We start from the raw sequence: 23,498 nt of genomic DNA on the forward strand, positions 1-23,498 counted from the left end.
CTGCGTAAGGGTGGTGCTAGGAGGTTAGCCGGGTGGTCCGGTGGGGTGGAAATCGGTTATCGGCCGGGGGTGCGCCTCAGCAGGGGGAGCGTGGCGCCCATGACCGCGTACGGCTTGGGGGCGCTGGGGAAGAGGACGCGGCGGGCGAGGTCCTGGTAGCCGAGGGAGCGGTAGAGGCCGCGGGCGGGGCTCTCGGTGTCGATCGCGGAGAGGATCGAGCGGGGCTCGGTGGCGGCGTCGGTGATCGTGGTGATCAGGGAGCGGCCCGCGCCGCGGTTCTGGTGGGACGGGTGGACGTGGAGTTCGGTGATGACGAAGGAGTCGTCGAGCCAGGCGTCGGTGCCCTGGGCGCGGAGGTACGGCTCGACGACCGTGGACCACCAGTGGGTGCGGTCGTTGGGCATGCCGTAGACGAAGCCGACGAGACGGCCCCGGACGGTGGCGCCGAGGGCTCTGGCTCCGGGGTGGGTCATGTGGCGCAGGACGATCTGACGGCGGACGGCCACCTCGTCGGGGCCGAGGCCGAAGGCGGCGGCTTGGACGGCCAGGGCCTCGTCCACGTGCGCGGAGAGGTCCAGTGGGCCGATCACGAGGTCCATGCCGGGAGCCTACAGGGGGGGTGGGGTGGGGGCGCCGGTGCAGGTGGTGCGCTGAGGGATCAGAACAGGACGCTCATGAAGGCGCCCACCTCTTGGAAACCGACCCGGAGGTAGGTCCGTCGCGCCGCGGTGTTGAAGTCGTTGACGTAGAGGCTCGCCACCGGCGCGACGTCCGCGAGGGCGTAGCGCAGGACCGCCGCCATGCCGGGGGCCGCCAGGCCCTTGCCGCGGTACTCGGGGGCCACCCACACGCCCTGGATCTGGCAGGCGCGGTCGGTGGCGGCGCCGATCTCGGCCTTGAAGACGACCTTGCCGTCGGCGTCGAAGCGGGCGAAGGAGCGGCCGGAGCCGACGAGTTCGGCGACCCGGGCCTGGTAGAGCAGGCCGCCGTCGCCGGCCATCGGGGAGATGCCGACCTCCTCGGTGAACATCGCCACGCAGGCCGGCATGATCCGCTCCACCTCGTCCTTGCGGACACGGCGGACGTAGGGGTCCGCGGCGATGTCGTCGGGGAGGCGGTCGGCGACCATGAGGGGCTGGTGGGTGCGGACCTCGCGGGCCGGGCCCCAGCCCGGTTCGAGCAGCCGCCACAGCTGGGCGGTCGGGCCGGCCGGGCCGACGATCGAGGAGCAGCGGCGGCCGGCCCGGCGGGCGCGGTCGGCGAAGGCGCGGACGGCGCGCGGGGTGGCGCAGATGGGCACGAGGTTGGCGCCCGCGTAGCACAGGGACGTGAGCATGCCGTGCTCGTACCAGCCCCACATCTCGCCGCCGAGGCGCCACGGGTCGAGACCGGCGATCTGGACGCGGGCGGTCACGAAGGCGTTCGCGACCGGGTCGCGGTCGAGGATGGCGAGCGCGGCGTCCAGGTCGCTCGGTTCGAGCACGCGGGAGGTGGTCTGCGTCAACACGTGCGGGGGCCTCACCCTGAGATCTGCTGGTCCCCGCACTGTACCTGCCGCGAATATGCCGCGCCGCCCCCCTGGGCGACGCGGCACTAGGGCCTGTCTGACAATTCGCGTCGTCGCCCGAAGGGCGGCCGTGCGGCGTCAGTGCGTGCTCTCGGTGCGCCGGCCCCAGACCCGCGTACTGGCCGTACTCGGGTCTGGGGCCGGTGCGGCGAGTGGGGGTACCTCCCACGCCCTTGAGGCAGTGGGGGAGCGTGCATGGCGTCGCACGGCAGACGGGAATTGTCAGACAGGCCCTAGGGGGTGGATCAGCCCGCGATGGAGACGGAGGGTTCGCCGGAGGTCACGCCGTCCTTCTCCATCTGCTCGGCGATCTTCATGGCCTCGTCGATGAGGGTCTCCACGATCTTGGACTCGGGGACGGTCTTGATGACCTCACCCTTGACGAAGATCTGCCCCTTGCCGTTGCCGGAGGCGACGCCGAGGTCGGCCTCGCGGGCCTCGCCGGGGCCGTTGACGACGCAGCCCATGACGGCCACGCGGAGGGGGACCTCCATGCCCTCCAGGCCGGCGGTGACCTCCTCGGCCAGCTTGTAGACGTCGACCTGGGCCCGGCCGCAGGACGGGCAGGAGACGATCTCCAGGCCGCGCTGGCGCAGGTTCAGCGACTCCAGGATCTGGATGCCGACCTTGATCTCCTCGACCGGCGGGGCGGAGAGGGAGACGCGGATGGTGTCGCCGATGCCCTGGGAGAGCAGCGCGCCGAAGGCGACCGCCGACTTGATGGTGCCCTGGAACGCCGGGCCCGCCTCGGTGACGCCGAGGTGGAGGGGGTAGTCGCACTGGGCGGCGAGCTGGCGGTAAGCCTCGACCATGACGACCGGGTCGTTGTGCTTGACCGAGATCTTGATGTCGCGGAAGTCGTGCTCCTCGAAGAGCGACGCCTCCCAGAGGGCGGACTCGGCGAGCGCCTCCGGGGTCGCCTTGCCGTACTTCTGGAGGAGGCGGCGGTCCAGGGAGCCCGCGTTCACGCCGATGCGGATGGGCGTGCCGTGGTCCTTCGCCGCCTTGGCGATCTCCTTGACCTTGTCGTCGAACTGCTTGATGTTGCCCGGGTTCACGCGGACCGCGGCGCAGCCGGCCTCGATCGCGGCGAAGACGTACTTGGGCTGGAAGTGGATGTCCGCGATCACCGGGATCTGCGACTTCCTCGCGATGACGGGCAGCGCGTCGGCGTCGTCCTGGGTGGGGCAGGCCACCCGGACGATCTGGCAGCCGGACGCCGTCAGCTCGGCGATCTGCTGGAGGGTGGCGCCGATGTCGGAGGTGCGGGTGGTGGTCATGGACTGCACCGACACGGGGGCGTCGCCGCCCACCGCCACGGGCCCGACCTGGATCTGCCGGCTCTTGCGGCGCTCCGCGAGCCTGGTCGGAACGTCCGGCATGCCGAGAGAAATCGCAGTCATCTGCTGTGCAACCCCAAGTCGTGGATCAAGGTCCGGCCCCGTTCAGCGGCGGGCTCCGGCCTTCGAGATTACGGCACCGACATGAACGCCGGGTACGCGGCGTACGGGAGATGCACCCTATGGCGTCCATCTGCGGGGTGAGGTGAGTGAAGCCCGGTCCGGAGGGACATGCTCTCCGGATCGGGCTTCTCATCGGATCGGTCGGACGGTCCGCGGATCGGACGATCGGGCCGGGGTGCGGCGGACGGGCCGGTGATCAGGTGATGCGGACCGGGTTGACCACGTCCGCCACCAGCACGAGCAGGGTGAAGCAGACGAAGACGCCCGCCACGACGTAGGCCACCGGCATCAGCTTCGCCACGTCGAAGGGCCCGGGGTCGGGCCTGCGCAGCACCTTCGCGGTGCCGCGGCGCAGCGACTCCCACAGGGCGCCCGCGATGTGGCCGCCGTCGAGCGGCAGCAGCGGGAGCATGTTGAAGAGGAACAGGGAGAGGTTGAAGCCGGCCACCAGCATGACGAACATGGCGAGCTGCTGGGTGGGCGGGATGTCCAGGGTGGCGATCTCGCCGCCGACGCGGGCCGCGCCGACGACGCCCATCGGGGAGTCGGCCTCGCGGGGTCCGTCGCCGAAGGCCGCGTCCCACAGGGCGGGGATCTTGGCGGGCAGGGCGGCGAGGTTGTCGACGGCGTCGCCGATCCGGTCGCCCATCCAGGTCACGGACTGGCCGAAGTCCTGTTTCACCACGCCGGTGGCGGAGCTGAAGCCGAGGAAGCCCGCGGTGACGTACTCGCCCTGGACGATCTGTCCGTTGGAGTCCTTCTTGGCGACCTTGTTGGTGGCGATGGTCGCGTGGAGGGTGATCTCCTCGCCCTTGCGCTCGACGACGACCGGCACGTCCTCGCCCGGGTTGGCGCGGATCAGGTCGGACAGCCTGTCCCAGTCGTCGGTGCGTACGCCGTCGAAGGCGAGGATCTTGTCGCCCGCCCTGAGGCCCGCGGCGGCGGCCGGGGAGGCGGGGTCGGACTTGGCGCAGTCGTCGCGGTTCTCGCTCTGCGAGATGACGCACTGGGAGACCGAGCTGACGGTGGTGGTCTGCTGGGAGATGCCGAAGCCCATCAGCACCGTGAGGAAGAGCACCACGGCGAGGATCAGGTTCATGAACGGGCCGGCGAACATGACGATGACGCGCTTCCACGGCTTGCGCGTGTAGAAGAGGCGCTTCTCGTCACCGGGCTGCAGTTCCTCGAAGGCGGCCGAGCGGGCGTCCTCTATCATCCCGCGCCAGGGCGAGGTGGAACGTGCCTCCATGCGGCCGTCCGGGCCGGGCGGGAACATGCCGATCATGCGGATGTAGCCGCCGAAGGGGATGGCCTTGACCCCGTACTCGGTGTCGCCCTTCTTCTTCGAGAAGAGCGTCGGTCCGAAGCCCACCATGTACTGCGGCACCCGGATGCCGAACATCTTGGCCGTGGACAGGTGGCCCAGCTCGTGCCAGGCGATGGAGAAGAGCAGACCGACGGCGAAGAGGACTATGCCGAGGATGAACATCAGGGTCGTCATGCACGGGCCTCCGCCGTCTGTGCCGCCAGTTGCCGGGCCCGGGCGCGTGCCCAGGTCTCCGCTTCGAGGACGTCCGCGACGGTGAGCGAGGTTCCCGTACCGGGGGTGCCGTGCTCCTCGACCACCCGCGTGACGGTCTCCATGATCCCGAGAAACGGCAGCGCGCCGGAGCGGAACGCCTCGACGCACTCCTCGTTGGCGGCATTGAACACCGCCGGGGCCGTGCCCGCGAGCTGTCCGACGTGCCTGGCCAGGTCGACGGAGGGGAAGGCCTCGTTGTCGAGCGGGAAGAACTCCCAGGTCGAGGCCTTGCTCCAGTCGAAGGCGGGGGCGGCGTCGGGGACGCGTTCGGGCCAGCCGAGGCCCACGGCGATGGGCCCGCCCATGTCGGGGGGCGTCGCGTGGGCCAGGGTCGATCCGTCCGTGTACTCAACCATCGAGTGGACATACGACTGCGGGTGCACGACCACCTCAATGCGGTCGAAGGGAATGTCGTAGAGCAGGTGGGCCTCGATCACCTCCAGGCCCTTGTTGACGAGGGTCGCGGAGTTGATCGTGATCACCGGGCCCATGGCCCAGGTGGGGTGGGCGAGCGCGTCCTCGACGGTGACGGCCGCCAGCTGATCCTTGGTCCGGCCGCGGAACGGGCCGCCGGAGGCGGTGACGACCAGCTTGCGCACGTCGGCGCGGGTGCCGGCGGCCAGCGCCTGGAAGAGGGCGGCGTGCTCGGAGTCGACCGGGATGATCTGGCCCGGCTTGGCCAGCGCCTTGACCAGCGGGCCGCCGACGATGAGCGACTCCTTGTTGGCCAGCGCGAGGGTGCGGCCCGCCTCCAGGGCGGCGAGCGTGGGGGCGAGTCCGATGGAGCCGGTGATGCCGTTGAGCACGGTGTGGCAGTCGGAGGCGGCGACCCGGGTGGCCGCCTCCGGTCCGGCCAGGATCTCGGGGAGCGGCTCGCCCGTCCCGTACCGGGCGGTGAGCGCCTCCCGCAGCGCCGGTACGACGTCCTCGCGGGCGACGGCGACGGTCCGCACCTTCAGCCGGTACGCCTGCTCGGCGAGGAGGGCGACCCGGCCGCCGTTGGCGGACAGGGCGGTGACCCGGAAGCGGTCCGGGTTGCGCAGCACGAGGTCGATGGCCTGGGTCCCGATCGACCCGGTGGACCCGAGGACCACCACGTCCTTCGGGCCGTCGCCCGCCACCGGGTCGTAGACGAGGTGGGGGTCGGCGAGTGGGGCTGGACTGTCGCTCATCCCCCCATTGTGTCCGCAACGGCCCTCCGGGAGGACAGCGCGTCCCTCGGTCGGGTGTCGCGGGCCCGCGGGAGGGCCCGCCGTCTGGGGTCTCCGTCCCGCTTCTGCCGGCGGGGCTCCGGCCGCTTCCGCCACCGCGGGCCGCCCGGAACGCCCGGACCGCTCGCCTCCGCCCCACCGGACGCGGCGTCGCTGACGGCGCCCGCGCCTGCGGACGCCGCCGTGTCACAGGGATCCGCGCGGGTGGGTGAGCACGGGGTGCGCTGGGCGGGTCCCCGCCGCGCACCATCACCGGGGCGCGGGGTGCCGGTCCCCGCCCGGGGCCGGTGTCCGGTGCCCCGCCTCGGCCACTCCGGCGCGAGCGGCGGGGCACGCGGTCCCGCGGTCCCGGGCGGCCCGCGGCTCAGCCGACGGCCCGGCGGACGTTCTCCTTCGCGCTGGCGCCCGGGGTCGCGTCCGCGATCCACGGGCCGTCGCCGGACGGGTCGACGACGCCCTCCTCCAGCCACTCGTACGCGCCGCCCAGCACGCCCTTGACGACCTTGCGGTCCAGGTCGTCGGTGTTGCTCCACAGGCGGCCGAAGAGTTCCTCGACGCGGATGCGGGACTGGCGGCAGAAGGCGTCGGCCAGCTGGTAGGCCTCGCGGCCGTGGTCGTCCTTGGCGCGCAGGTGCTCGGCGCGCACGCACGCGGCGCTCATCGCGAACAGCTCCGCGCCGATGTCGACGATCCGGCCCAGGAAGCCCTGCTTGGTCTCCATCCGGCCCTGCCAGCGGGACATGGCGTAGAAGGTGGAGCGGGCGAGCTTGCGGGCGGTGCGCTCGACGTAGCGCAGGTGACCGGAGAGGTCGGGGTGGCCGGAGGGGTGGAAGTCGGCGTACGAGCGAGGGAGTTGACCGGGGCCCGCGACGAGCTTCGGCAGCCACTTGGCGTAGAAGACACCGGCCTGAGCGCTCGCCCGCGCCTTGTCGGAGAGGGTCTTGTCGGGGTCGATCAGGTCGCCGGCGACCGAGAGGTGGGCGTCGACGGCCTCGCGCGCGATCAGCAGGTGCATGATCTCGGTGGAGCCCTCGAAGATGCGGTTGATGCGCAGGTCCCGCAGGAGCTGCTCGGCGGGGACCGCGCGCTCGCCCCGGGCTTCGAGGGAGGCCGCGGTCTCGAAGCCCCGGCCGCCGCGGATCTGGACCAGTTCGTCGGCCATCAGGCAGGCCATCTCGGAGCCGTAGAGCTTGGCGAGGGCGGCCTCGATGCGGATGTCGTTGCGGTCCTCGTCGGCCATCTGGGAGGAGAGGTCCAGGACGGCCTCCAGCGCGAAGGTCGTCGCCGCGATGAAGGAGATCTTGGAGCCGACCGCCTCGTGCAGCGCGACCGGCTTGCCCCACTGCTCGCGCACCGCCGACCACTCGCGGGCGATCTTCAGGCACCACTTGCCGGCGCCGACGCACATGGCGGGGAGGGAGAGGCGGCCGGTGTTGAGGGTGGTCAGGGCGATCTTCAGGCCGGCACCCTCGGGGCCGATGCGGTTGGCCGCCGGGACGCGGACGCGGTGGAAGCGGGTGACGCCGTTCTCCAGGCCGCGCAGGCCCATGAAGGCGTTGCGGTTCTCCACCGTGATGCCCTCGGAGGCGGCTTCGACCACGAACGCGGTGATGCCCCCCTTGCCGCCCGCCGCGTCCTTGCCGCCCTCGGGCTTCGGGACGCGGGCCATGACCACGAGCAGGTCGGCGACCACGCCGTTGGTGGTCCACAGCTTCACGCCGTCCAGGACGTAGTCGTCGCCGTCCCGGACGGCCGTGGTGGCCAGTCGCGCCGGGTCGGAGCCGACGTCCGGCTCGGTCAGCAGGAAGGCCGAGATGTCGGTGCGGGCGCAGCGCGGCAGGAAGGTGTCCTTCTGCTCCTGGGTGCCGAACATCTTCAGCGGCTGCGGCACGCCGATCGACTGGTGGGCGGAGAGCAGCGCGCCGATCGCGGGGTTCGCGGATCCGACCAGGGCGAGGGCCTTGTTGTAGTAGACCTGGGTCAGGCCGAGGCCGCCGTACTTGGTGTCGATCTTCATGCCGAAGGCGCCCAACTCCTTCAGCCCGGTGATCACGTCGTCGGGGATCCGCGCGTCGCGCTCGATCACCGCCCCGTCGATCTTCGTCTCGCAGAAGTCGCGCAACTTGGCGAGGAACTCCTCGCCGCGCTGTACGTCCTGGTCGGCCGGGAGCGGGTGGGGGTGGAGGAGGTCGAGACGGAAGCGGCCGAGGAACAGCTCCTTGGCGAAGCTGGGCTTGCGCCAGTCCTGTTCCCGGGCCGCCTCCGCGACCTGGCGGGCCTCGCGTTCGGTGACGGTGGGCCGGGAGGAGGGAGAAGCAGAGGGGGTGGGTGGTGCGGACATGAGGCTCACCTCGCCACGATTCGCACTGCACGAACTTGCGGACGTACGTTACTAGTCGGTGCTACCCGATCGTATGTACCCGATCCGGGGCGACCCAGCCACCCTTCGTGCGGCCGTTCGGCCGATACTGCGGGGGGAGGCCGGGAGAGAGGAACGCGGAGGACAAGCGAGTCGAAGCGCTTCGACGGACTATGGACACCCATCCGCACTGCGGCTACTGTCGAACCACCCTCGCCCCACCCCTACTGGTCACGCGCGCTGTCGAAGCGCTTCACAAAGCTTGGAGAGCTGGATGGTCACCCTCGCCGAGGTCGCCCAGCACGCCGGAGTCTCGGCGAGCACGGTGAGCTATGTCCTCAGCGGCAAGCGGTCCATCTCCACCACCACCCGGCAGCGGGTGGAGGAGAGCATCCGGAAGCTCGGCTACCATCCGAACGCCGGCGCCCGCGCACTGGCCAGCAGCCGGTCGAACATCATCGCCCTCATGATCCCGCTGCGCACCGACATGTACGTGCCGGTGATGATGGAGATCGCCATCGCGGTCGCGGCCGGCGCGCGCACCCACGGGTACGACATCCTGCTGCTCACCGGTGAGGAGGGCCCCGACGCGGTGCGCCGTGTCACCGGCAGCGGGCTCGCCGACGCGATGATCCTCATGGACGTCGAGCTCGACGACGAGCGGCTCCCCCTGCTGCGCGGCACCGACCAGCCGTCCGTCCTGATCGGGCTCCCCGCCGACACCGAGGGCCTCACCTGCGTCGACCTGGATTTTCGGGCGACCGGCGCGCTGTGCGTGGAGCACCTGGCGCAGCTGGGGCACCGGGACATCGCCGTCATCGGCGAGGCCGCCGCCGTCTACGAACGGCACACCGGATTCGCCGAGCGCACCCTCGACGGGCTGCGCACGCGCGCCCGTGAGCTGGGTCTGCGGCTGCTGCACCGGCCCTGCGAGGGCGGGTACGACGCGATGTCCGCGACGCTGGCCCGCATCTTCGACGAACGCCCGGACACCACGGGTTTCGTCGTGCAGAACGAGTCGGCGGTCGAGCCGTTGCTCGCCCTGCTGCGCCAGCAGGGCCGGGCGGTGCCGGAGGACGTGTCGGTGGTCGCGGTCTGCCCGGAGCAGGTCGCCACCCAGGCCTCGGTGCGGCTCACCTCGGTCGCGGTGCCCGCGCAGGAGATGGGCCGGCGGGCCGTGGAACAGCTGGTCGCCAAGCTCGACGGCCGCGGCAGCGACGAGGTCGTGCTGCTGGCGCCGGAGCTGACGGTCCGGGCCAGCTCGGGACCGGCGCCCGTCGCGCCCTAGGGGTGTCGTTCGAAGTGCACAGGGGCCGGTCCCGGGACCGGCCCCTGTGCCGTGGTGCGCGGGTGCCGTGGTCAGCCGCCGCTGACCGTCAGGTTGTTGGTGCGGAAGTCCAGGCCGCCGACGGACGAGGTGATCTCGTAGCCGAACTGCACGTCGCCGATGGTCTCGTTGCCCATCCAGCCCTTGGTGTCCTTGATCCACTTCAGGATCGGGAGGATGTTCACCGTGCCGGAGTTCGAGTCCGAGGTGCGCAGGAACGAGAAGACCTCGTTGGCGCCGTTGTTCCCCTTGTAGACGTTCCAGGTGTGGCCGCCGAGGCTGACGGATCCCTGCGAGGTGCCGAGGGGGCCGACGGCGCCGTTGTGGTTGACCCAGAGCATGATCTCGTAGTCGTAGTCCGTGTCCCAGATGTCGTACGAGGTGTTGTACGCGCCGGACGTCGGGACCGTGACGTTGTAGCTGCTGGTGAGCGAGGAGAGGGAGGTGATCGGCTTGTTGATCACCTTCTTGGCGTTCGGGTAGGACTTGATGCCGCCGGTGTTGGGGTGGTCCGCCCAGACTCCCCAGTCGGTCCCGGAGTTGGCCCAGACGCACTGGCTTCCGGCGCCGGAGCCCCAGATGTTGTTGTAGAGGGTGTAGCCGTCCAGGGTGGTGTTGCCCCACTGGTCGCAGGAGTTCCAGACGGCGGCCTGGGCCGGGGCGGCGGCGAGGCCGACGGTGGCGCCGAGCGCGAGGGCCGGGGCGAGGAGGGCGGTCAGGGTGCGCGTGCGGGCGCGGGTGTGGGCGCTGGTGCGGGTGGGGCGCGTGCGTGGTGCCATGGCGTTTCCTTCCATGGGTGGGGGGACGTGCGCTGGTGCTACCGCGCCTTCACGCTGATGACGCGGTCCTCCCCGGCGACGAGGTCGAGCGGTTCGGCGCCGGAGGGAGTCCGGAGTTCGATGCGGCGGGTGCGGTCCGGGCGCAGGACGGCCCTCGCGCTGCCGTCGGGCGTCCAGGTGAGGTCGAGTGCGGCCCCGAACCGGGTGCGTACGCCTGTGAGTTCGCCCTGCGGGCAGGAGGCAGGGAGCGCGGGGAGCAGGACCAGCCGGCCGGGGGTGGACTGCACGAGCATCTCGATGAGCACGGCGGGCAGGGCGTGCGCGGCGTCCGCGTTGTAGACGTCGCGGTGGGGGTAGTGCGCGCTCATCAGGGACGCGTGGAAGTAGTCGCCGTCCAGCACCTGGCCGAGCGCGTGGGCGACCCGGTCGCCGTCGCGGAGCCTGGCCGCGACCAGGGCGTGGTGGAGGTGGCCGTGGGCGGAGTCGTTCTCGGCGCCGCGCAGTTCGAGGGCGCGGTGGGCGGCCTCGGCGAGGTCGGGGGTGTCGTACGGGTTGATCTCGTCCAGCGGCCAGACGCCGTAGAGGTGGCTGAGGTGGCGGTGGTCGTAGGTGTCCGCCAAGCCGGGCCACGCCCACTCCGCGAGGGCGCCGTCGGCGTTGACCCGGTGTGCCGGGAGGCGGTCGGCGAGGGCGCGCCAGCGGTCGGCGTGCTCGGGGTGGCGGTCGGCCGCGGTGAGCAGGGCGTGCCGGGCGGCGGAGAGGTCCATCGCCGCGTTCAGCGTGCCCCAGCTCGCGTTCGCGGGGCGGTTCTCGGGCGAGTAGGAGGGGACGACGACCAGTCGTCCGTGCTCGTCGGCGTGGTGGAGGAAGTCCTCGTAGAAGAGGGCGGCTTCGGCCAGGGCGGCGGTGGTGCGCGGGTCGTGGGCGCCTCGGGTCTCGTCGTGGTCGACGAGGGGCTTGAGCAGCCAGTCGGCGCCCGCGGTCCACAGGTGCAGCGGGTACTCGCGACTGAAGTGGTACGTGTGGCCGCACTCGCCGTCGGTGTGCGAGGGCGCGACCACGCCCCGGGCACCGAAGATCTCGCGGGCGTTGTCCCGCCAGTCGGGCAGTTGCCGGTGGACCAGCGCGGCGTGGGCCTCGGTGACCTCGGGGAGGGCGGCGGCTGCGGCGGAGGCGGTCTGGAGGTTGAGGTTGGCGTTGGTGGTGAAGGCGCCGGACCAGGCGGTGTTCCAGTCGCCGGTCCACAGGCCGGTGAGGCGGGGCGGGAGCAGGCCGCTCGCCGACAGCAGGTGGTAGCGGCCGGCGGCGAAGAGCCGCTCCAGGAGGGCGGGGCCGCCGGGCCGGGCGAGCAGTTCCGAGCCGGGCAGGGCGCGTTCGGCGGGGTCGGCGGCGAGGTCGAGGGTGACGCGCTCGTACGCGGTGCGGTGCCGGGTCAGGTGCCGGGCGAGGAGGCCGTCGTAGGCGGCCGCGGACGAGGTCGCGTCCGAGGCGCCGTCCAGCAGGTCGCGCAGGGCGCGGCTCTCGGCGATTGTGTCCAGCTCGCCGGTGTGGCGGCGCACCCGGGTGAGCAGCAGCACCTCGGTGGCGCCCTCGACGAGGACGCCCGGCGGTACGAGCTTCGTGGTGCCGCCGGTGACGGCGGCGAGGGTGACACCGGTGTGGGCGAGGTCGCTGCCGGGGTAGCGGGCGCGCAGGGTGAGCAGGGCGCCCTCGGGGGCGAGGACGGCGCCGTGGCCGATGCGGAGCCCGGTGGGGGCGCCGGGGAGACGGGGGTCGACGGACAGGTCGAGGGTGAGGTGCGGGGCGGTGACGCGCTGGACGATCACGTCGTCGGCGCGGGAGACGAAGACGCGGCTGGTCCAGTCGCCGCGGGTGGCCGCGGTCTCGCCGGTGGTGAAGTCGACGGCGCGGCGGTAGGGAGCGTGGGTGCGGTGGGTGTCGTAGGTGTGGTGGGTGTGGTGGGTGCTCTCGCCCGGCGGCCGGTTCAGGCGCAGTTGGAAGGCCGGGTGGAAGGGGCGCACCCATCGCAGCGGGCGGCCGTCGGTGAAGTCCTCGGCGGCGGAGGCCTCCCCGGCCAGCAGGCGGTCCTGGAGGGCGGGGAGTCCGGCGGCGAGCGCGGGCGGGCGGCGGTGGGCATCGTCGCCGTCCGGGCGGACGAGGGTGTGGTGGGTGACGATGACCCGGTCGGTGTCCGGATCGCCGAACACGAGGGCGCCGTGGTGGCCGTTGCCGCTCAGGAAGGCGTCCTCCCAGCGGGCGGCGGGCTCCGGCTCCCAGGTGCCGTGGACGGGCGTGGCGCTCATGGCTTCAGCACCGCCACGCCGTAGCGGCCGAGGGTGATCCGGTCGGTGGCCGTCGTCTCCGTGAGCAGATCGCGGTGGGTGCCGGGGAGGTCGACGGTGACCGGTTCGCGGCCGTGGTTGAGCAGGAACAGCAGGTCACCGCGCCGGACCGCCTCGACGCCGGCCCGGAGTCCGTCGAGCACCGGCCGGACGCCCGCGTCGGCGGCGGCGCGGGCCAGCAGCGCGCGCAGCGGGTCCGGCTCGGGGAGCGTGGAGACGTACCAGGCGCGGCCCTTGCGCAGGACGGCCGGCAGTCCGTCGAGTTCCCCGCCCCGGTAGGCGATCGTCTCGTCGGCGGTGCCGTCGGGCTCGAGTTCCTCGGACCACAGGGTGCCGCGCAGGCCGCCCTCGCACTCGGTTCTCTCGCCCGGCCGGAGCGGCCACCACTCGTGCAGGGTGCGGATGCCGAACAGCTCGCGCAGCCGGACGTCCATGGCACCGGGCCGTATCCGGTCGTCCTGGTCGGCGACACCGGTCAGGAAGCCGCAGACGAGTGTGGAGCCGCGACGCACGTGGGCGAGGAGGTTGTCGACGGCCGCGTCGGTGAGGAGGTAGAGCTGCGGGACGACCACGAGCCGGTAGCCGGTGAGGTCGTGCTCGGGGTGGGCGAAGTCGGTGGTGAGACCGGCCTGCCAGAGCGCGCGGTGCCAGGCGCGGAGGACGTCCGGGTAGTCGACCTCGCGGGAGGGCCGGGCCTCCTGGTCGCCGGCCCACCAGGAGTGCCAGTCGTGCAGGACGGCGACGTCGGCGGCGACCGCGCCGCCGCTGACGTGCGGGGCGATCCGGGCCAGGTCGGCGCCGAGCTGCTTGACCTCCTGGAAGGTACGCCCCCGCTCCCCCGCGTGGGAGACCATCCCGGAGTGGAACTTCTCGGCGCCCTGCCGGGACTGGCGCCACTGGAAGTAGCAGACGGCGTCGGCGCCGCGGGCCACCGCCTGGAGCGACCAGAGGCGGTTGAGGCCGCGCGGCTTGGGGTGGTTCACGCCGCGCCAGTTGACGGGACCGGCGGCCTGTTCCATGAGCATCCACGGGCCGCGGGCCTGGGAGCGGGTCATGTCCTGGACGAGGGCGCCTTCCTGGGCGCCGAACGGGTCGCGGGGGTCGGGGTAGAGGTCGACGGAGACGACGTCCTCCTCCTCGGCCCAGCGCCAGGCGTCCTGGCCCGACCACAGCGGCATGAAGTTGGTGGTGACCGGGATGTGCGGGGTGTGGCGGCGGACGATGTCGCGTTCGGCGGTGCAGCACTCCAGGAGCATGTCGGAGGTGAAGCGCCGGAAGTCCAGGACCTGGGCCGGGTTCTTGAGGTAGTGGGTGCGGCGGGCCGGCAGGATCTCCGCCCAGTCGCCGTAGCCCTGGCTCCAGAAGGCGGTGCCCCAGGCGGTGTTGAGGGCGTCGAGGGTGCCGTAGCAGTCCTGGAGCCAGCGGCGGAAGCGGGTGGCGGCCTCGTCGCCGTGGTCGTAGGTGCAGTACTCGTTGTTGATGTGCCACATGGTGAGTGCGGGATGGTTCGCGTACCGCGCGGCCAGTGCCTCGGTGATGGCGGCGGCGTGGTGGCGGTAGGCGGTGCTGGAGTGCGAGAAGTGCTGTCGTCCGCCCCACCGTTCGGTGCGGCCCTCCGCGTCGCGGGGCAGGGTGTCGGGGTGGAGCCGGCCCAGCCAGGGCGGGGGCGAGGCGGTGGGGGTGGCGAGGACGACGCCGATCCCGGCCTCGTGCAGCAGGTCCATGAGCCGGTCCAGCCAGCCGAAGTCGTGTACGCCGGGGCGCGGTTCGAGCTTCGACCAGGAGAAGACGCCGAGAGTGACGGAGTTGACGCCGGCGGCCTTCATCAGGCGGATGTCTTCGGGCCAGGTCTCCTCGGGCCACTGCTCGGGGTTGTAGTCGCCGCCGTAGAGGATGCGCCGGCGGGTGGCGTCGGACAGGTCCGGCATCAGCCCTTCACCGCCCCGGTGAGCATGCCCTTCTTGAAGTGGCGCTGGACGAAGGGCGACAGCACGGCGACCGGCAGCAGGGCCATGACCATCACGGCCATCTGGACGGCCAGTCCGGACAGTTCACCGGTCTTGATGGCCTGGCCGAGGCCGACCGGTGCCTCCTGCTTCTGCACCAGCTGGATCATGACGTTCTGCAGGGGCAGCATGTCCTGGTCGTTCAGGTAGAGGGAGGCGTTGAACCAGGCGCTCCAGTAGCCGACGGCGTAGAAGAGGGTGATCACCGCGACGACGGCGCGGGACAGCGGCAGGACGATCTGCCACAGGATGCGCAGGTCCCCGGCGCCGTCGATGCGGGCGCTGTCGATCAGTTCCTGGGAGATGCCCATGAAGAAGCCGCGCAGGACCAGGATGTTGAAGACGCTGATCGCGCTGGGGAGGATCAGCGCGAGGTAGCTGTCGGTCAGGCCCAGGGACTGCACCAGCAGGTAGGTGGGGATGAGGCCCGCGCTGAAGAACATCGTGGCGAGCAGCACCATGAGGATCCAGCGGTGGCCCAGCGAGCCGCTGCGGGAGAGCCCGTAGGCGCACAGGACCGACACCGCCATGGAGAACAGGGTGCCGACGAGTGTGACGCCGATGCTGACGAGTGCGGCGCGGGTGACCTGGCCGCCGCTGAGCAGCTCCTGGTAGGCGACGAAGGTGATGTCCTTGGGGATCATCACCAGGCCGCCTGCCTCGTCGATGGACCTGCGGCTGGACAGGCTGGTGACGACGACGATCCACAGCGGGAAGAGGATGCCCAGGCAGGCCAGGAGCAGCACGAGCCCCTTGCCGGCGAGTCCGGCCCGGCTGGGCTTCTCCTCCCACACGGGGCGGGGCGGGGCCGCCCACGGGCGGCGGGGCCTCGGTACGGGCGGGCCGCTCGCGGCGGTCGTGTCCCGTACGGCCGTCGCTTCGGGTACGGCGGTCACTTCTTGTACACCCCCTGCTCGCCCATGAGGTGGGCCACCTTGTTGGCGACCAGCACCAGGCCGAGGCTGATGACGCCCTTGACGAGCCCCGCGGCGGCCGCGTAGCCGAAGTCCTGGTTGCGCACGCCGTTCCACCACACGAAGGTGTCGAGGACCTCGGCGGCGCCGGGACCCACGGCGTCGCGTTGCAGCAGGATCTGTTCGAAGCCCACCGTCAGGGCGTCGCCGACGCGCAGCACCAGCAGCAGGGCGATCACCGGACGCAGCGCGGGCAGCGTGACGTGCCACATGCGGCGCCAGCGGTTCGCGCCGTCCATCGCGGCGGCCTCGTACAGGTCGGGACTGACCGAGGCGAGGGCGGCGAGGAAGACGATGATCCCCCAGCCGGCGTCCTTCCACACGCTCTGCGCGGTGACCAGGAACTTGAAGGTGTCCGGGTCGGTCATGACGCCGAGCCCGTCGTACCCGTGGTCGCGCAGCAGCTGGGACAGCAGCCCGGCGCCGCCGAGCAGCTGCTGGAAGACGGCGATCACCAGCACCCACGAGAAGAAGTGCGGCAGGTAGAGGATGGCTTGCGAGATGGCCCGCACCCGGGGCCTGACCACGCTGTTGATGAGCAGCGCGAGCGCGATGGGGATCGGGAAGTACAGCACGAGCTGGAGCAGGAAGAGCACGAGCGTGTTGCGCACCGAGTTCCAGAAGGCGGAGTCCTCGAAGATCCGCTGGAAGTTCTCCAGGCCCACCCAGGGGCTGTGCAGGATGGAGACGATCCCGTTGTCGCTGATGTAGGGGTCGTACTCCTGGAAGGCGACGACGTTTCCGAGGATCGGCACGTAGTTGAAGAGCAGTACCAGCAGCACGGCCGGCAGCGTCATCAGCAGCAGCAGGCGGTCACGGCGGAACCGCAGCCGCAGGCTCGGTTTCCCCGGGTGCCGCTTCTTCCCTCCAGGGCCGGTGGCGTCGCCGGACGCCACCGGGGTCTTCTTCGTCGCATCGGCCTCGGTCCTGGTCCGAGGCACCGTGCTGTGGGACACGGTGGTTCTCCTTGCCTCGGTACCTGGTCAGCCGGCCGCCGGACCGTTCTCGTCGAGGATCTTCCGGTACCAGTCGCGCAGCTTGTCCCCGCCCTTGCTCTTCCAGTCGGAGACGGCCTGCTGCATGTCGCCGATCTTCTTGCGGCCGCGGACGATGTCGTCCTCCAGCTGCTCGAAGTCGTTGGAGAGGTTGGTGTAGCGGGCGGGCTCGACGATCTGCATGCCGTAGAACGAGGGCTTCTTGGTGACGGCGCCCGTCCGTTGCTGCCACTCGACCTGCCCCTTGGCGACCTCGGGGAAGTCGGGGTGGGCGATGGTCGCCGCGGGGCTCGCCACCATCACGTAGGCGTTCATCACGTCGATGTTGCCCTGGTCGGTCTTGGTGGGCACGCCGTCCTCGACGGTGTAGTGGGTGCCCTCGACGCCGTAGTTGGTGGCCATGTACTCCTTGGTGCCGTACGGCGCGGCGGTGACGTTGGCGACGGCCAGCACGTCACGGATCACGGACTTGGACGCCTTCTTGTTGACGAAGGCGAAGATGCTGGCCGGGTTCTGCGCCCACAGCGTGGGTGCACCGCCGTCGTGCCCGAAGAAGTCCATGCCCCAGATCTTGAACCCGGGGTTCTGGACGGCCTGTTCCGCGGTGCGGCTCCACCACTGGGAGATGTCCTGGTTGTAGACGAGGAACTCGCCGGCGGCGAACTTGGGGCCGGGGTCGGCGGCGTTGGACTTGCCGAGCTTGGCGTCGGGGTGCACGACCCCGGCGGCGAACAGCTTGCGCGTCCACTCCAGCGCCTCGAGGTACTCGTCGGTCTCGGCGCGGTAGACCAGCTTGCCGTCGACCTGGTTCCAGCCGAGCGACTTCTCGTTGCCGGAGAGCACACCGAAGGCGTTGAAGGCGGTCCACTTCATGTCCAGGCAGGCCCAGCGCTTGGCCCTGGCGTTGGTGGCGTCCTTGGCCATCGCCATGAACTCGTCGCAGGACCGCGGGACGTCGTAGCCCTCCTTCTCGAAGATGTCCTGCCGGTACAGCGGCACGATGCCGGACACGTACGAGGACGGCATCGGCAGGCCGAGCAGCTTGCCGCCGAAGATGGAGCGCTGCCAGGCGTCGGTGGGGATCGCGGCGAGGTTCGGGTACTCCTTGACCGCGTCGCCGGACAGGTAGGGGCCGAGGTCGGCGAACTTGCCGATGATGGCGCTGGGTATCTTGCCGGTCATGTTCCAGCCGGGGACGACCACGACGTCGGGCACCTCGCTGGAGGCGAGGACCGCGCCGAGCTTCTGGTCGTAGGTGTTGCCGTCCTGGTTCTGCCAGGTCACGTCGACGCCGATGAGGTCGTTCATCGCCCGGTAGTAGGCGTTGTCGTCCTTGGGCGGGGACCCCCAGAACGGCGACATGATCGTGACCTCGCCGCCCTTGCCGAGCTTCTTGGGGACCGAGGTCTTCAGGTCCGCGAGGTCGAGCTTGCTCGTGAAGCCGACCGCGGAGCCGTTCTTGCTCGGGATGTCGGGCGTGACCACGCTCGCCGCCACGTAGGCCGGCAGCAGCTTCTTGGCGTCCTTGCCCGACGTGGTGCCGTCGCGCGAGCCTCCGTCGGATCCGCCGCAGGCGGAGAGCAGCGGCACCCCTCCCGCCACCGCTGCGGTGGCGACCGCCGTGGAGGCGAGGAAACTTCTCCGGCTGGGACCGGAGGCGGCGTTCGGCGTCATGTGCGTCAACCCTTCGTGCCTTCGTGGCACACCAAAACACCCGACGGTGGCCGTCGGCTGCGGTGTCGTGAGGGAACTGAACTCGGCTCGTGTCGAAGCGCTTCGATGTTGCAGCGAGGTTAAGTTAACCCCCCGAGGCACACAAGGGTCGTTCCCAAGTTTGGTGCCTGCCTTGACACCCACCCGGGGCTGCACGGAGCATCGAAGCGCTTCGACGTCCTGCCCGCTCCATCCCAAGGGGACCCTCACGTGTCCGCACCCACGCCGCCGTTCCGTGATCCGCAACTGCCGTTCGCGAAGCGCGTCGACGACCTGATGTCGCGGCTCACGCTCGCCGAGAAGACCGCTTTCCTGCACCAGTTCGCGCCCGCGGTCGAGCGGCTCGGCATCGCGGCCTTCCGCACCGGCCAGGAGGCGCTGCACGGCGTGGCCTGGATGGGCCCGGCGACCGTGTTCCCGCAGGCCGTGGGGATCGGAGCCACCTGGAACGAGGAGCTGGTGCGGCGGGTCGGCGAGGCGGTGTCCAAGGAGGCCAGGGCGATGCGCGCGCGGGACGACCGCGTCGGCCTCAACGTCTGGTCCCCGACCGTGAACCTGCTGCGCCACCCGCTGTGGGGCCGCAACGAGGAGGGCTACTCGGAGGACCCGAGGCTCACCTCCGCCGTCGCCACCGCCTACACCCGGGGCCTGCGCGGCGACCACCCGACGTACTGGCGCACCGCACCCGTCCTCAAGCACTGGCTCGCCCACAACAACGAGACCGACCGGGACACCTCCTCGTCCTCCGTCCGCCCGCGCGTCCTCAACGAGTACGACCTGCGGGCCTTCCGCGACACGGTCGAGGCGGGCGCGGTGGCCGGGGTGATGCCGGCCTACAACCTGGTCAACGGCCGCCCCAACCACCTCTCCCCGTACCTCGGCAGGCACCTGCGCACCTGGACGCAGGAGGACCTCCTGGTCTGCTCGGACGCCGGCGCGCCCTCCAACCTGGTCGACTCGGAGCACTACTTCGACACCCACGAGGAGGCGACCGCCGCCGCGCTGCGGGCCGGGGTGGACAGCTTCACCGACCACGGGACGGACTCCTCGAAGATCGTCGCCCGCGTCCGGGGAGCCCTGGAGGCGGGCCTGCTGACGGAGGCGGACGTGGACGCCGCCGTGCGCCGTCAGCTGTCGGTCCGCTTCCGGCTGGGCGAGTTCGACCCGGAGCACGACCCGTACGCGGGCGCGGCGGGCACCGCCGGGGACTTCGACACGCCGGAGCACCGGGCGCTCGCGCGGGAGGCGGCCGAGCAGGCGGTGGTCCTGCTCAAGAACGACGGCGTCCTGCCCCTGTCCCCCGAGACCCGCGTCGCCGTCGTCGGACTGCTCGCCGACGAGTGCAAGCTCGACTGGTACAGCGGCACGCTCATCCACCGCTCCACCCCGCTGGAGGGCCTGTACGAGCGGTTCGGCGCCGACCGCGTGAGCTTCGCGGAGGGCGTGGACCGGGTCCGGCTGCGCACGGCCGACGGCAGGTTCCTGCACGTCCTTCCGGGCGACGACGCCCCCGCCGGGGCGCCCGGCACGGAGGGCGCCCTGGACCCGGCCCTCCTGGCCGGCCGCACCGACCTGCCGCCCCTGACCACCGACGCCGTCGGCACCGAACTGGCGCTCATCGACTGGGGCGAGGGTGTGCTCACCCTGCGCGCGCCCGACGGCCGGTACCTGTCCGTCGCCGAGGACGGCTTCGTGCGCGCCTCCGCCGACCAGCCCGGGGGCTGGATCGTGCAGGAGACCTTCCGGCTGGAACCCCACGACGACGGTCACCTCCTGAGGCACGCGGGCACGGGTCGTCCCGTCCAGGTCGCCGCCGACGGCGTGAAGGTTGCCGCGCCGGACGCGGAAGGCGCGGACGATGCGGACGCCGAGGTGTTCGAACTGGTCGTCGTAGAGCGCGGCGAGGACGCGGTGACGCGCGTGGCGGCGGGGGCGGACGTGGTCGTCGTGGTGGCGGGCAACGACCCGCACATCAACGGCCGGGAGACCGAGGACCGTACGACACTGCGGCTGCCCGCCCAGCAGGAACGGCTGCTGCGCGCTGCCCGCGCCGCCAACCCGGCGACCGTGCTGGCGCTGGTGTCCGCCTACCCGTACGCGGTGGACGTCGAGACACTCCCGGCGGTGCTGTGGACCGCGCACGGCGGGCAGGCGGCCGGCACCGCGCTGGCCCGGGTCCTCGCCGGGGACGTCTCCCCCGCGGGCCGGCTCCCGCAGACCTGGTACGCCGACGACGCCGACCTGCCCGACCTGCTCGACTACGACGTGATCGGCGGCCGCCAGACCTACCTGTACTTCGAGGGGGCGCCGCTGTTCCCCTTCGGGCACGGCCTGTCCTACGCGTCCTTCGGGTACGGGGACCTGACGGCTCAGGTGCGGGACGGGAAGGTGGCCGTGGCCTTCACGGTCACCAACACCGGAGAGGTGTCCGCCGACGAGGTGGCCCAGCTCTACGTCCGTGCCGAGGCCCCCTCGGTTCCGCGCCCGCGCCGCGAACTGCTGGCCCACCGCCGGTTCACCCTGGCCCCGGGGGCGTCGGACCGGGTCTCCTTCGAGGTCCCGCTGTCCGCCCTCGCGTTCTGGGACGTCGCGCACGACCGCTGGCGGCTGGAGCCGGGGCCGTACGCGCTGCTGGTGGGTGCCTCCAGCGAGGACGTGCGCCTGTCGACGACCCTGACCCTCGACGGCGAGCCGGCGGCACCGCGCCCGGTGCGCGTCCGCGGCCTGGCGGCCGTCGACTTCGACGAGCAGAGCGGCACGGAGATCGTCGACCGCACCAAGGCGGCGGGCGACGCACTGACGGCGGTCTCCGGCCGAAGGGGCGAACTGCTCTACCGGGACTGCGACTTCGGCACCGGGGTGCGCGCGCTGACCGTGTCGGTCGCGGGCGCGGGCTCGGTCGAGGTCGCCCTCGACGGGGGCCCGTGGACGGCGGCACTGTCACCTCAAACCCCGACCGCGGGACCGTACGACTACGTGGAGGTGGAGAGCGCCTTCGCCGCCGAGGGCGTCCACGATCTCCGCATCAGGCTGCGCGGCGCTCTGCGGCTCGCGCACGTCGGCTTCTCCGGTTGAGGGTCCGGAGGAGTCCGGCACGGGGACGGGGCCCGGCACCGGCGACTACCGGTACCGGGCCCCCGACTCGCCGCCCGCGCGGACCAGGCCCAGTTCGTAGGCGACGATCACCGCCTGGGCCCGGTCGCGCAGCTCCATCTTGGCGAACAGCCGGTTGATGTGGGTCTTCACGGTGTGGTCGGTGATGGTGAGGCGCCCCGCGATCTCCGCGTTGGACAGGCCGCGCGCGATCAGCGTCAGCACCTCCGTCTCCCGGGCCGTGAGGTCCCCGGCCGCCGGGAGGGGCAGCCGTGAGCCGCGCGCGTGCACGAACTCGGCGATCAGCCGCTTGGTGATCTCGGGCGCCAGCAGGGCGTTCCCGGCGGCCACCACCCGTACCGCGTGCAGCAGTTCGGGGAAGGTGGCGTCCTTGAGCAGGAAGCCGGCCGCCCCGGCCGCGAGCGCGTCGTACACGTACTCGTCGAGGCCGAAGGTCGTCAGCATCAGGACCTTCGTGGCGCCGCCGGACGCGGCGAGGATCTCGCGGGCCGCCTCGATGCCGTTCTTGTGCGGCATCCGGATGTCCAGGAGGGCGAGGTCGGGCCGGGTCTCGCGGGCCGCCAGCACCGCCCGCGCCCCGTCCTCCGCCTCGGCGACGACCTCGATGTCCTCCTGGGTGCCCAGCAGGTTCACGAACCCGGTGCGCACGACCGCCTGGTCGTCGGCGACCAGTGTCCTGATCACGCGCGGCTCCTCCGCTCGTTCCGCGGAACTCATCCGCTCCCCCACGGCAGCTCCGCCTCCACCAGGAAGCCGCCGTCCGGACCGGCCCCCGCGCTGAGCCGGCCCCCGACCAGCGCGGCCCGCTCCCGCATCCCGGTCAGGCCGTGCCCCGTGCCCGTACCGGGGCGGGACGCGGTGCCGGAGCCGGAAGCGGCCCCCGTGCCGGGCCCGTCGTCGCGGACGCGGAGGGTGAGCAGCCGGTCGGCGCCGTAGTCCACCTCGACCACGGTACGGGCGCCCGGGGCGTGTTTGCGGGCGTTGGTCAGCGCCTCCTGCGCGATGCGGTAGGCGGACAGCTCCCAGGCGGCGGGCAGCGCCACCCGCTCCCCGGTGATCCGCAGTTCGGCCGTACCGCCCACCGCCCGGTGCTGGTCGACCAGTTCGGCCAGGTGGTCGAGGGTCGGCTGCGGGGCGGTGAGGGCGGTCTCGCCCTGGGGCGTGCGCAGGACGCCGAGCAGGCGGCGCAGTTCGGCCATCGAGGAGCGGGCGGTGCCGGCGATCTGCTGGAAGCCGTCGCGGGCCTCGGGCGTGAGTCCGGGCGTGGTGTACGTGGCGCTCTCGGCCTGCACGGCGATCATCGACACCGAGTGGGAGACGATGTCGTGCAGTTCACGGGCGATCGCGGCGCGTTCCGCCTCGGCGGCCTGCTGGCGCTCCATCGCGATCAACCGGTCCTGGGCCAGGCTCCGCTCGGTGCGTGTCTCCTCCCGGGAACGGACCGCGTCGCCCATCATCACCGCCCCGAAGACGACCACGGTCAGCAGGAAGGACTCGGCGAACAGGCTGAGCGAGCCCTTCTCCCACAGCGCGGGCACCGGCAGGTCCATCCGCGACCAGGTGTTGATGTGCACCAGGTTCACGCACAGGGCGCCGAGCGCACCGCCCGCGACGGCGAGGGCCGGGTGCACCACCCGGTTGCGGCCCAGCGCGTAGCAGCCGGCCAGTCCGCTCACCATGATCGAGACATACAGGTTGACGTCACCGGCGAAGCCGATCAGCCCCGCCGCGACCGTGAGCACCGCGACGGGCGGGAAGGAGCGCCGCCACATCAGCGAGGCGGCGGACACCAGCACCCCGACCGTGGTCGTCACACCGCCCGGGATGGCGATCAGCTCCACGACCGCGCCCGCCGTCACGGCGCCGCCGGTGATCCAGGGATAGGCGGGTGCCGCGATCCACTCGCGCAGCCGCTGTTGGGGCGACGTCCTCATGCTTCCATGATCCCGGCCGGGGCGGAGGCGCGCGTCACCGCTCGGGTGGAGTCTTCGGCCGGAGGTCGTACCACGGGTTGAGTCCCAGGTGCGGAGCCTCGGTTGACGCCCTTCGACCTGCGGATTCCTAGC

The 23,498-nt window shown here is 71.8% G+C and carries 16 protein-coding genes; 2 read left to right on the forward strand and 14 right to left on the reverse strand.

Annotated features, from left to right (window positions below; translation table 11 throughout):
• Positions 1 to 56: 56 nt before the first annotated feature.
• The 6 genes from ACFYZ3_RS31370 to ACFYZ3_RS31395 form a co-directional block, all read right to left on the reverse strand.
• A complete protein-coding gene (locus ACFYZ3_RS31370) occupies positions 57 to 599 on the reverse strand; it encodes a GNAT family N-acetyltransferase (protein ID WP_361011644.1) in 543 nt (180 codons plus the stop codon).
• Between the two features lie 59 nt (positions 600 to 658).
• Positions 659 to 1,507 carry a GNAT family N-acetyltransferase gene (locus tag ACFYZ3_RS31375; protein WP_388524746.1) on the reverse strand — a complete coding sequence of 283 codons (849 nt, stop codon included), beginning with the start codon at positions 1,505 to 1,507 and terminating at the stop codon, positions 659 to 661.
• A gap of 305 nt (positions 1,508 to 1,812) precedes the next feature.
• Complete coding sequence (gene ispG, locus ACFYZ3_RS31380) at positions 1,813 to 2,970, reverse strand: flavodoxin-dependent (E)-4-hydroxy-3-methylbut-2-enyl-diphosphate synthase (protein ID WP_362427150.1); 1,158 nt, start codon at positions 2,968 to 2,970, stop codon at positions 1,813 to 1,815.
• Positions 2,971 to 3,226: 256 nt separating this feature from the next.
• The gene (locus ACFYZ3_RS31385) at positions 3,227 to 4,519 is read right to left on the reverse strand and encodes a site-2 protease family protein (protein ID WP_356868502.1); all 1,293 of its coding nucleotides are present in this window, start codon (positions 4,517 to 4,519) and stop codon (positions 3,227 to 3,229) included.
• An 8-nt stretch (positions 4,520 to 4,527) separates the two neighbouring features.
• The gene (gene dxr / locus ACFYZ3_RS31390) at positions 4,528 to 5,784 is read right to left on the reverse strand and encodes a 1-deoxy-D-xylulose-5-phosphate reductoisomerase (RefSeq protein ID WP_388524750.1); all 1,257 of its coding nucleotides are present in this window, start codon (positions 5,782 to 5,784) and stop codon (positions 4,528 to 4,530) included.
• A gap of 403 nt (positions 5,785 to 6,187) precedes the next feature.
• Positions 6,188 to 8,164, reverse strand: coding sequence for an acyl-CoA dehydrogenase family protein (locus tag ACFYZ3_RS31395; protein WP_388524753.1), 1,977 nt, complete (start codon positions 8,162 to 8,164; stop codon positions 6,188 to 6,190).
• Positions 8,165 to 8,456: 292 nt separating this feature from the next.
• On the opposite strand from ACFYZ3_RS31395, the gene ACFYZ3_RS31400 reads away from it, so the two are divergent.
• On the forward strand, positions 8,457 to 9,470 hold the full coding sequence (locus ACFYZ3_RS31400) for a LacI family DNA-binding transcriptional regulator (RefSeq protein WP_388524755.1): 1,014 nt from the start codon (positions 8,457 to 8,459) through the stop codon (positions 9,468 to 9,470).
• 71 nt (positions 9,471 to 9,541) lie between these two features.
• On the opposite strand, the gene ACFYZ3_RS31405 is transcribed toward ACFYZ3_RS31400, so the two are convergent.
• The 6 genes from ACFYZ3_RS31405 to ACFYZ3_RS31430 form a co-directional block, all read right to left on the reverse strand.
• Complete coding sequence (locus ACFYZ3_RS31405) at positions 9,542 to 10,288, reverse strand: hypothetical protein (protein WP_388524757.1); 747 nt, start codon at positions 10,286 to 10,288, stop codon at positions 9,542 to 9,544.
• Positions 10,289 to 10,326: 38 nt separating this feature from the next.
• Positions 10,327 to 12,591 carry a glycoside hydrolase N-terminal domain-containing protein gene (locus tag ACFYZ3_RS31410; protein WP_388524759.1) on the reverse strand — a complete coding sequence of 755 codons (2,265 nt, stop codon included), beginning with the start codon at positions 12,589 to 12,591 and terminating at the stop codon, positions 10,327 to 10,329.
• On the reverse strand, positions 12,588 to 14,558 hold the full coding sequence (locus tag ACFYZ3_RS31415) for a beta-galactosidase (RefSeq protein WP_388524761.1): 1,971 nt from the start codon (positions 14,556 to 14,558) through the stop codon (positions 12,588 to 12,590). The genes ACFYZ3_RS31410 and ACFYZ3_RS31415 overlap by 4 nt, the downstream gene beginning before the upstream one ends.
• Positions 14,558 to 15,430: a carbohydrate ABC transporter permease gene (locus tag ACFYZ3_RS31420; protein WP_388524929.1), complete on the reverse strand. Its 873-nt coding sequence runs from the start codon at positions 15,428 to 15,430 to the stop codon at positions 14,558 to 14,560. The genes ACFYZ3_RS31415 and ACFYZ3_RS31420 overlap by 1 nt, the downstream gene beginning before the upstream one ends.
• Before the next feature lie 98 nt (positions 15,431 to 15,528).
• Entirely contained in the window at positions 15,529 to 16,566 is a 1,038-nt protein-coding gene (locus ACFYZ3_RS31425; RefSeq protein ID WP_388524763.1) for an ABC transporter permease, read from the reverse strand.
• Positions 16,567 to 16,593: 27 nt separating this feature from the next.
• Positions 16,594 to 18,279, reverse strand: a complete 1,686-nt coding sequence (locus tag ACFYZ3_RS31430; protein WP_388524765.1) for an extracellular solute-binding protein — start codon at positions 18,277 to 18,279, stop codon at positions 16,594 to 16,596.
• A 249-nt stretch (positions 18,280 to 18,528) separates the two neighbouring features.
• On the opposite strand from ACFYZ3_RS31430, the gene ACFYZ3_RS31435 reads away from it, so the two are divergent.
• Positions 18,529 to 21,393, forward strand: a complete 2,865-nt coding sequence (locus tag ACFYZ3_RS31435; protein WP_388524768.1) for a glycoside hydrolase family 3 C-terminal domain-containing protein — start codon at positions 18,529 to 18,531, stop codon at positions 21,391 to 21,393.
• A 45-nt stretch (positions 21,394 to 21,438) separates the two neighbouring features.
• Here ACFYZ3_RS31435 and ACFYZ3_RS31440 read toward each other — a convergent pair whose 3' ends face one another.
• Both ACFYZ3_RS31440 and ACFYZ3_RS31445 read right to left on the reverse strand, forming a co-directional pair.
• Positions 21,439 to 22,149: a response regulator gene (locus tag ACFYZ3_RS31440; RefSeq protein WP_388524771.1), complete on the reverse strand. Its 711-nt coding sequence runs from the start codon at positions 22,147 to 22,149 to the stop codon at positions 21,439 to 21,441.
• Complete coding sequence (locus ACFYZ3_RS31445) at positions 22,146 to 23,366, reverse strand: sensor histidine kinase (RefSeq protein ID WP_388524774.1); 1,221 nt, start codon at positions 23,364 to 23,366, stop codon at positions 22,146 to 22,148. Before ACFYZ3_RS31445 ends, ACFYZ3_RS31440 begins: the two co-directional genes overlap by 4 nt.
• Positions 23,367 to 23,498 lie beyond the last annotated feature (132 nt).

It is taken from the genome of Streptomyces sp. NPDC001599, from assembly GCF_042893535.1.
GTDB lineage: Bacteria > Actinomycetota > Actinomycetes > Streptomycetales > Streptomycetaceae > Streptomyces.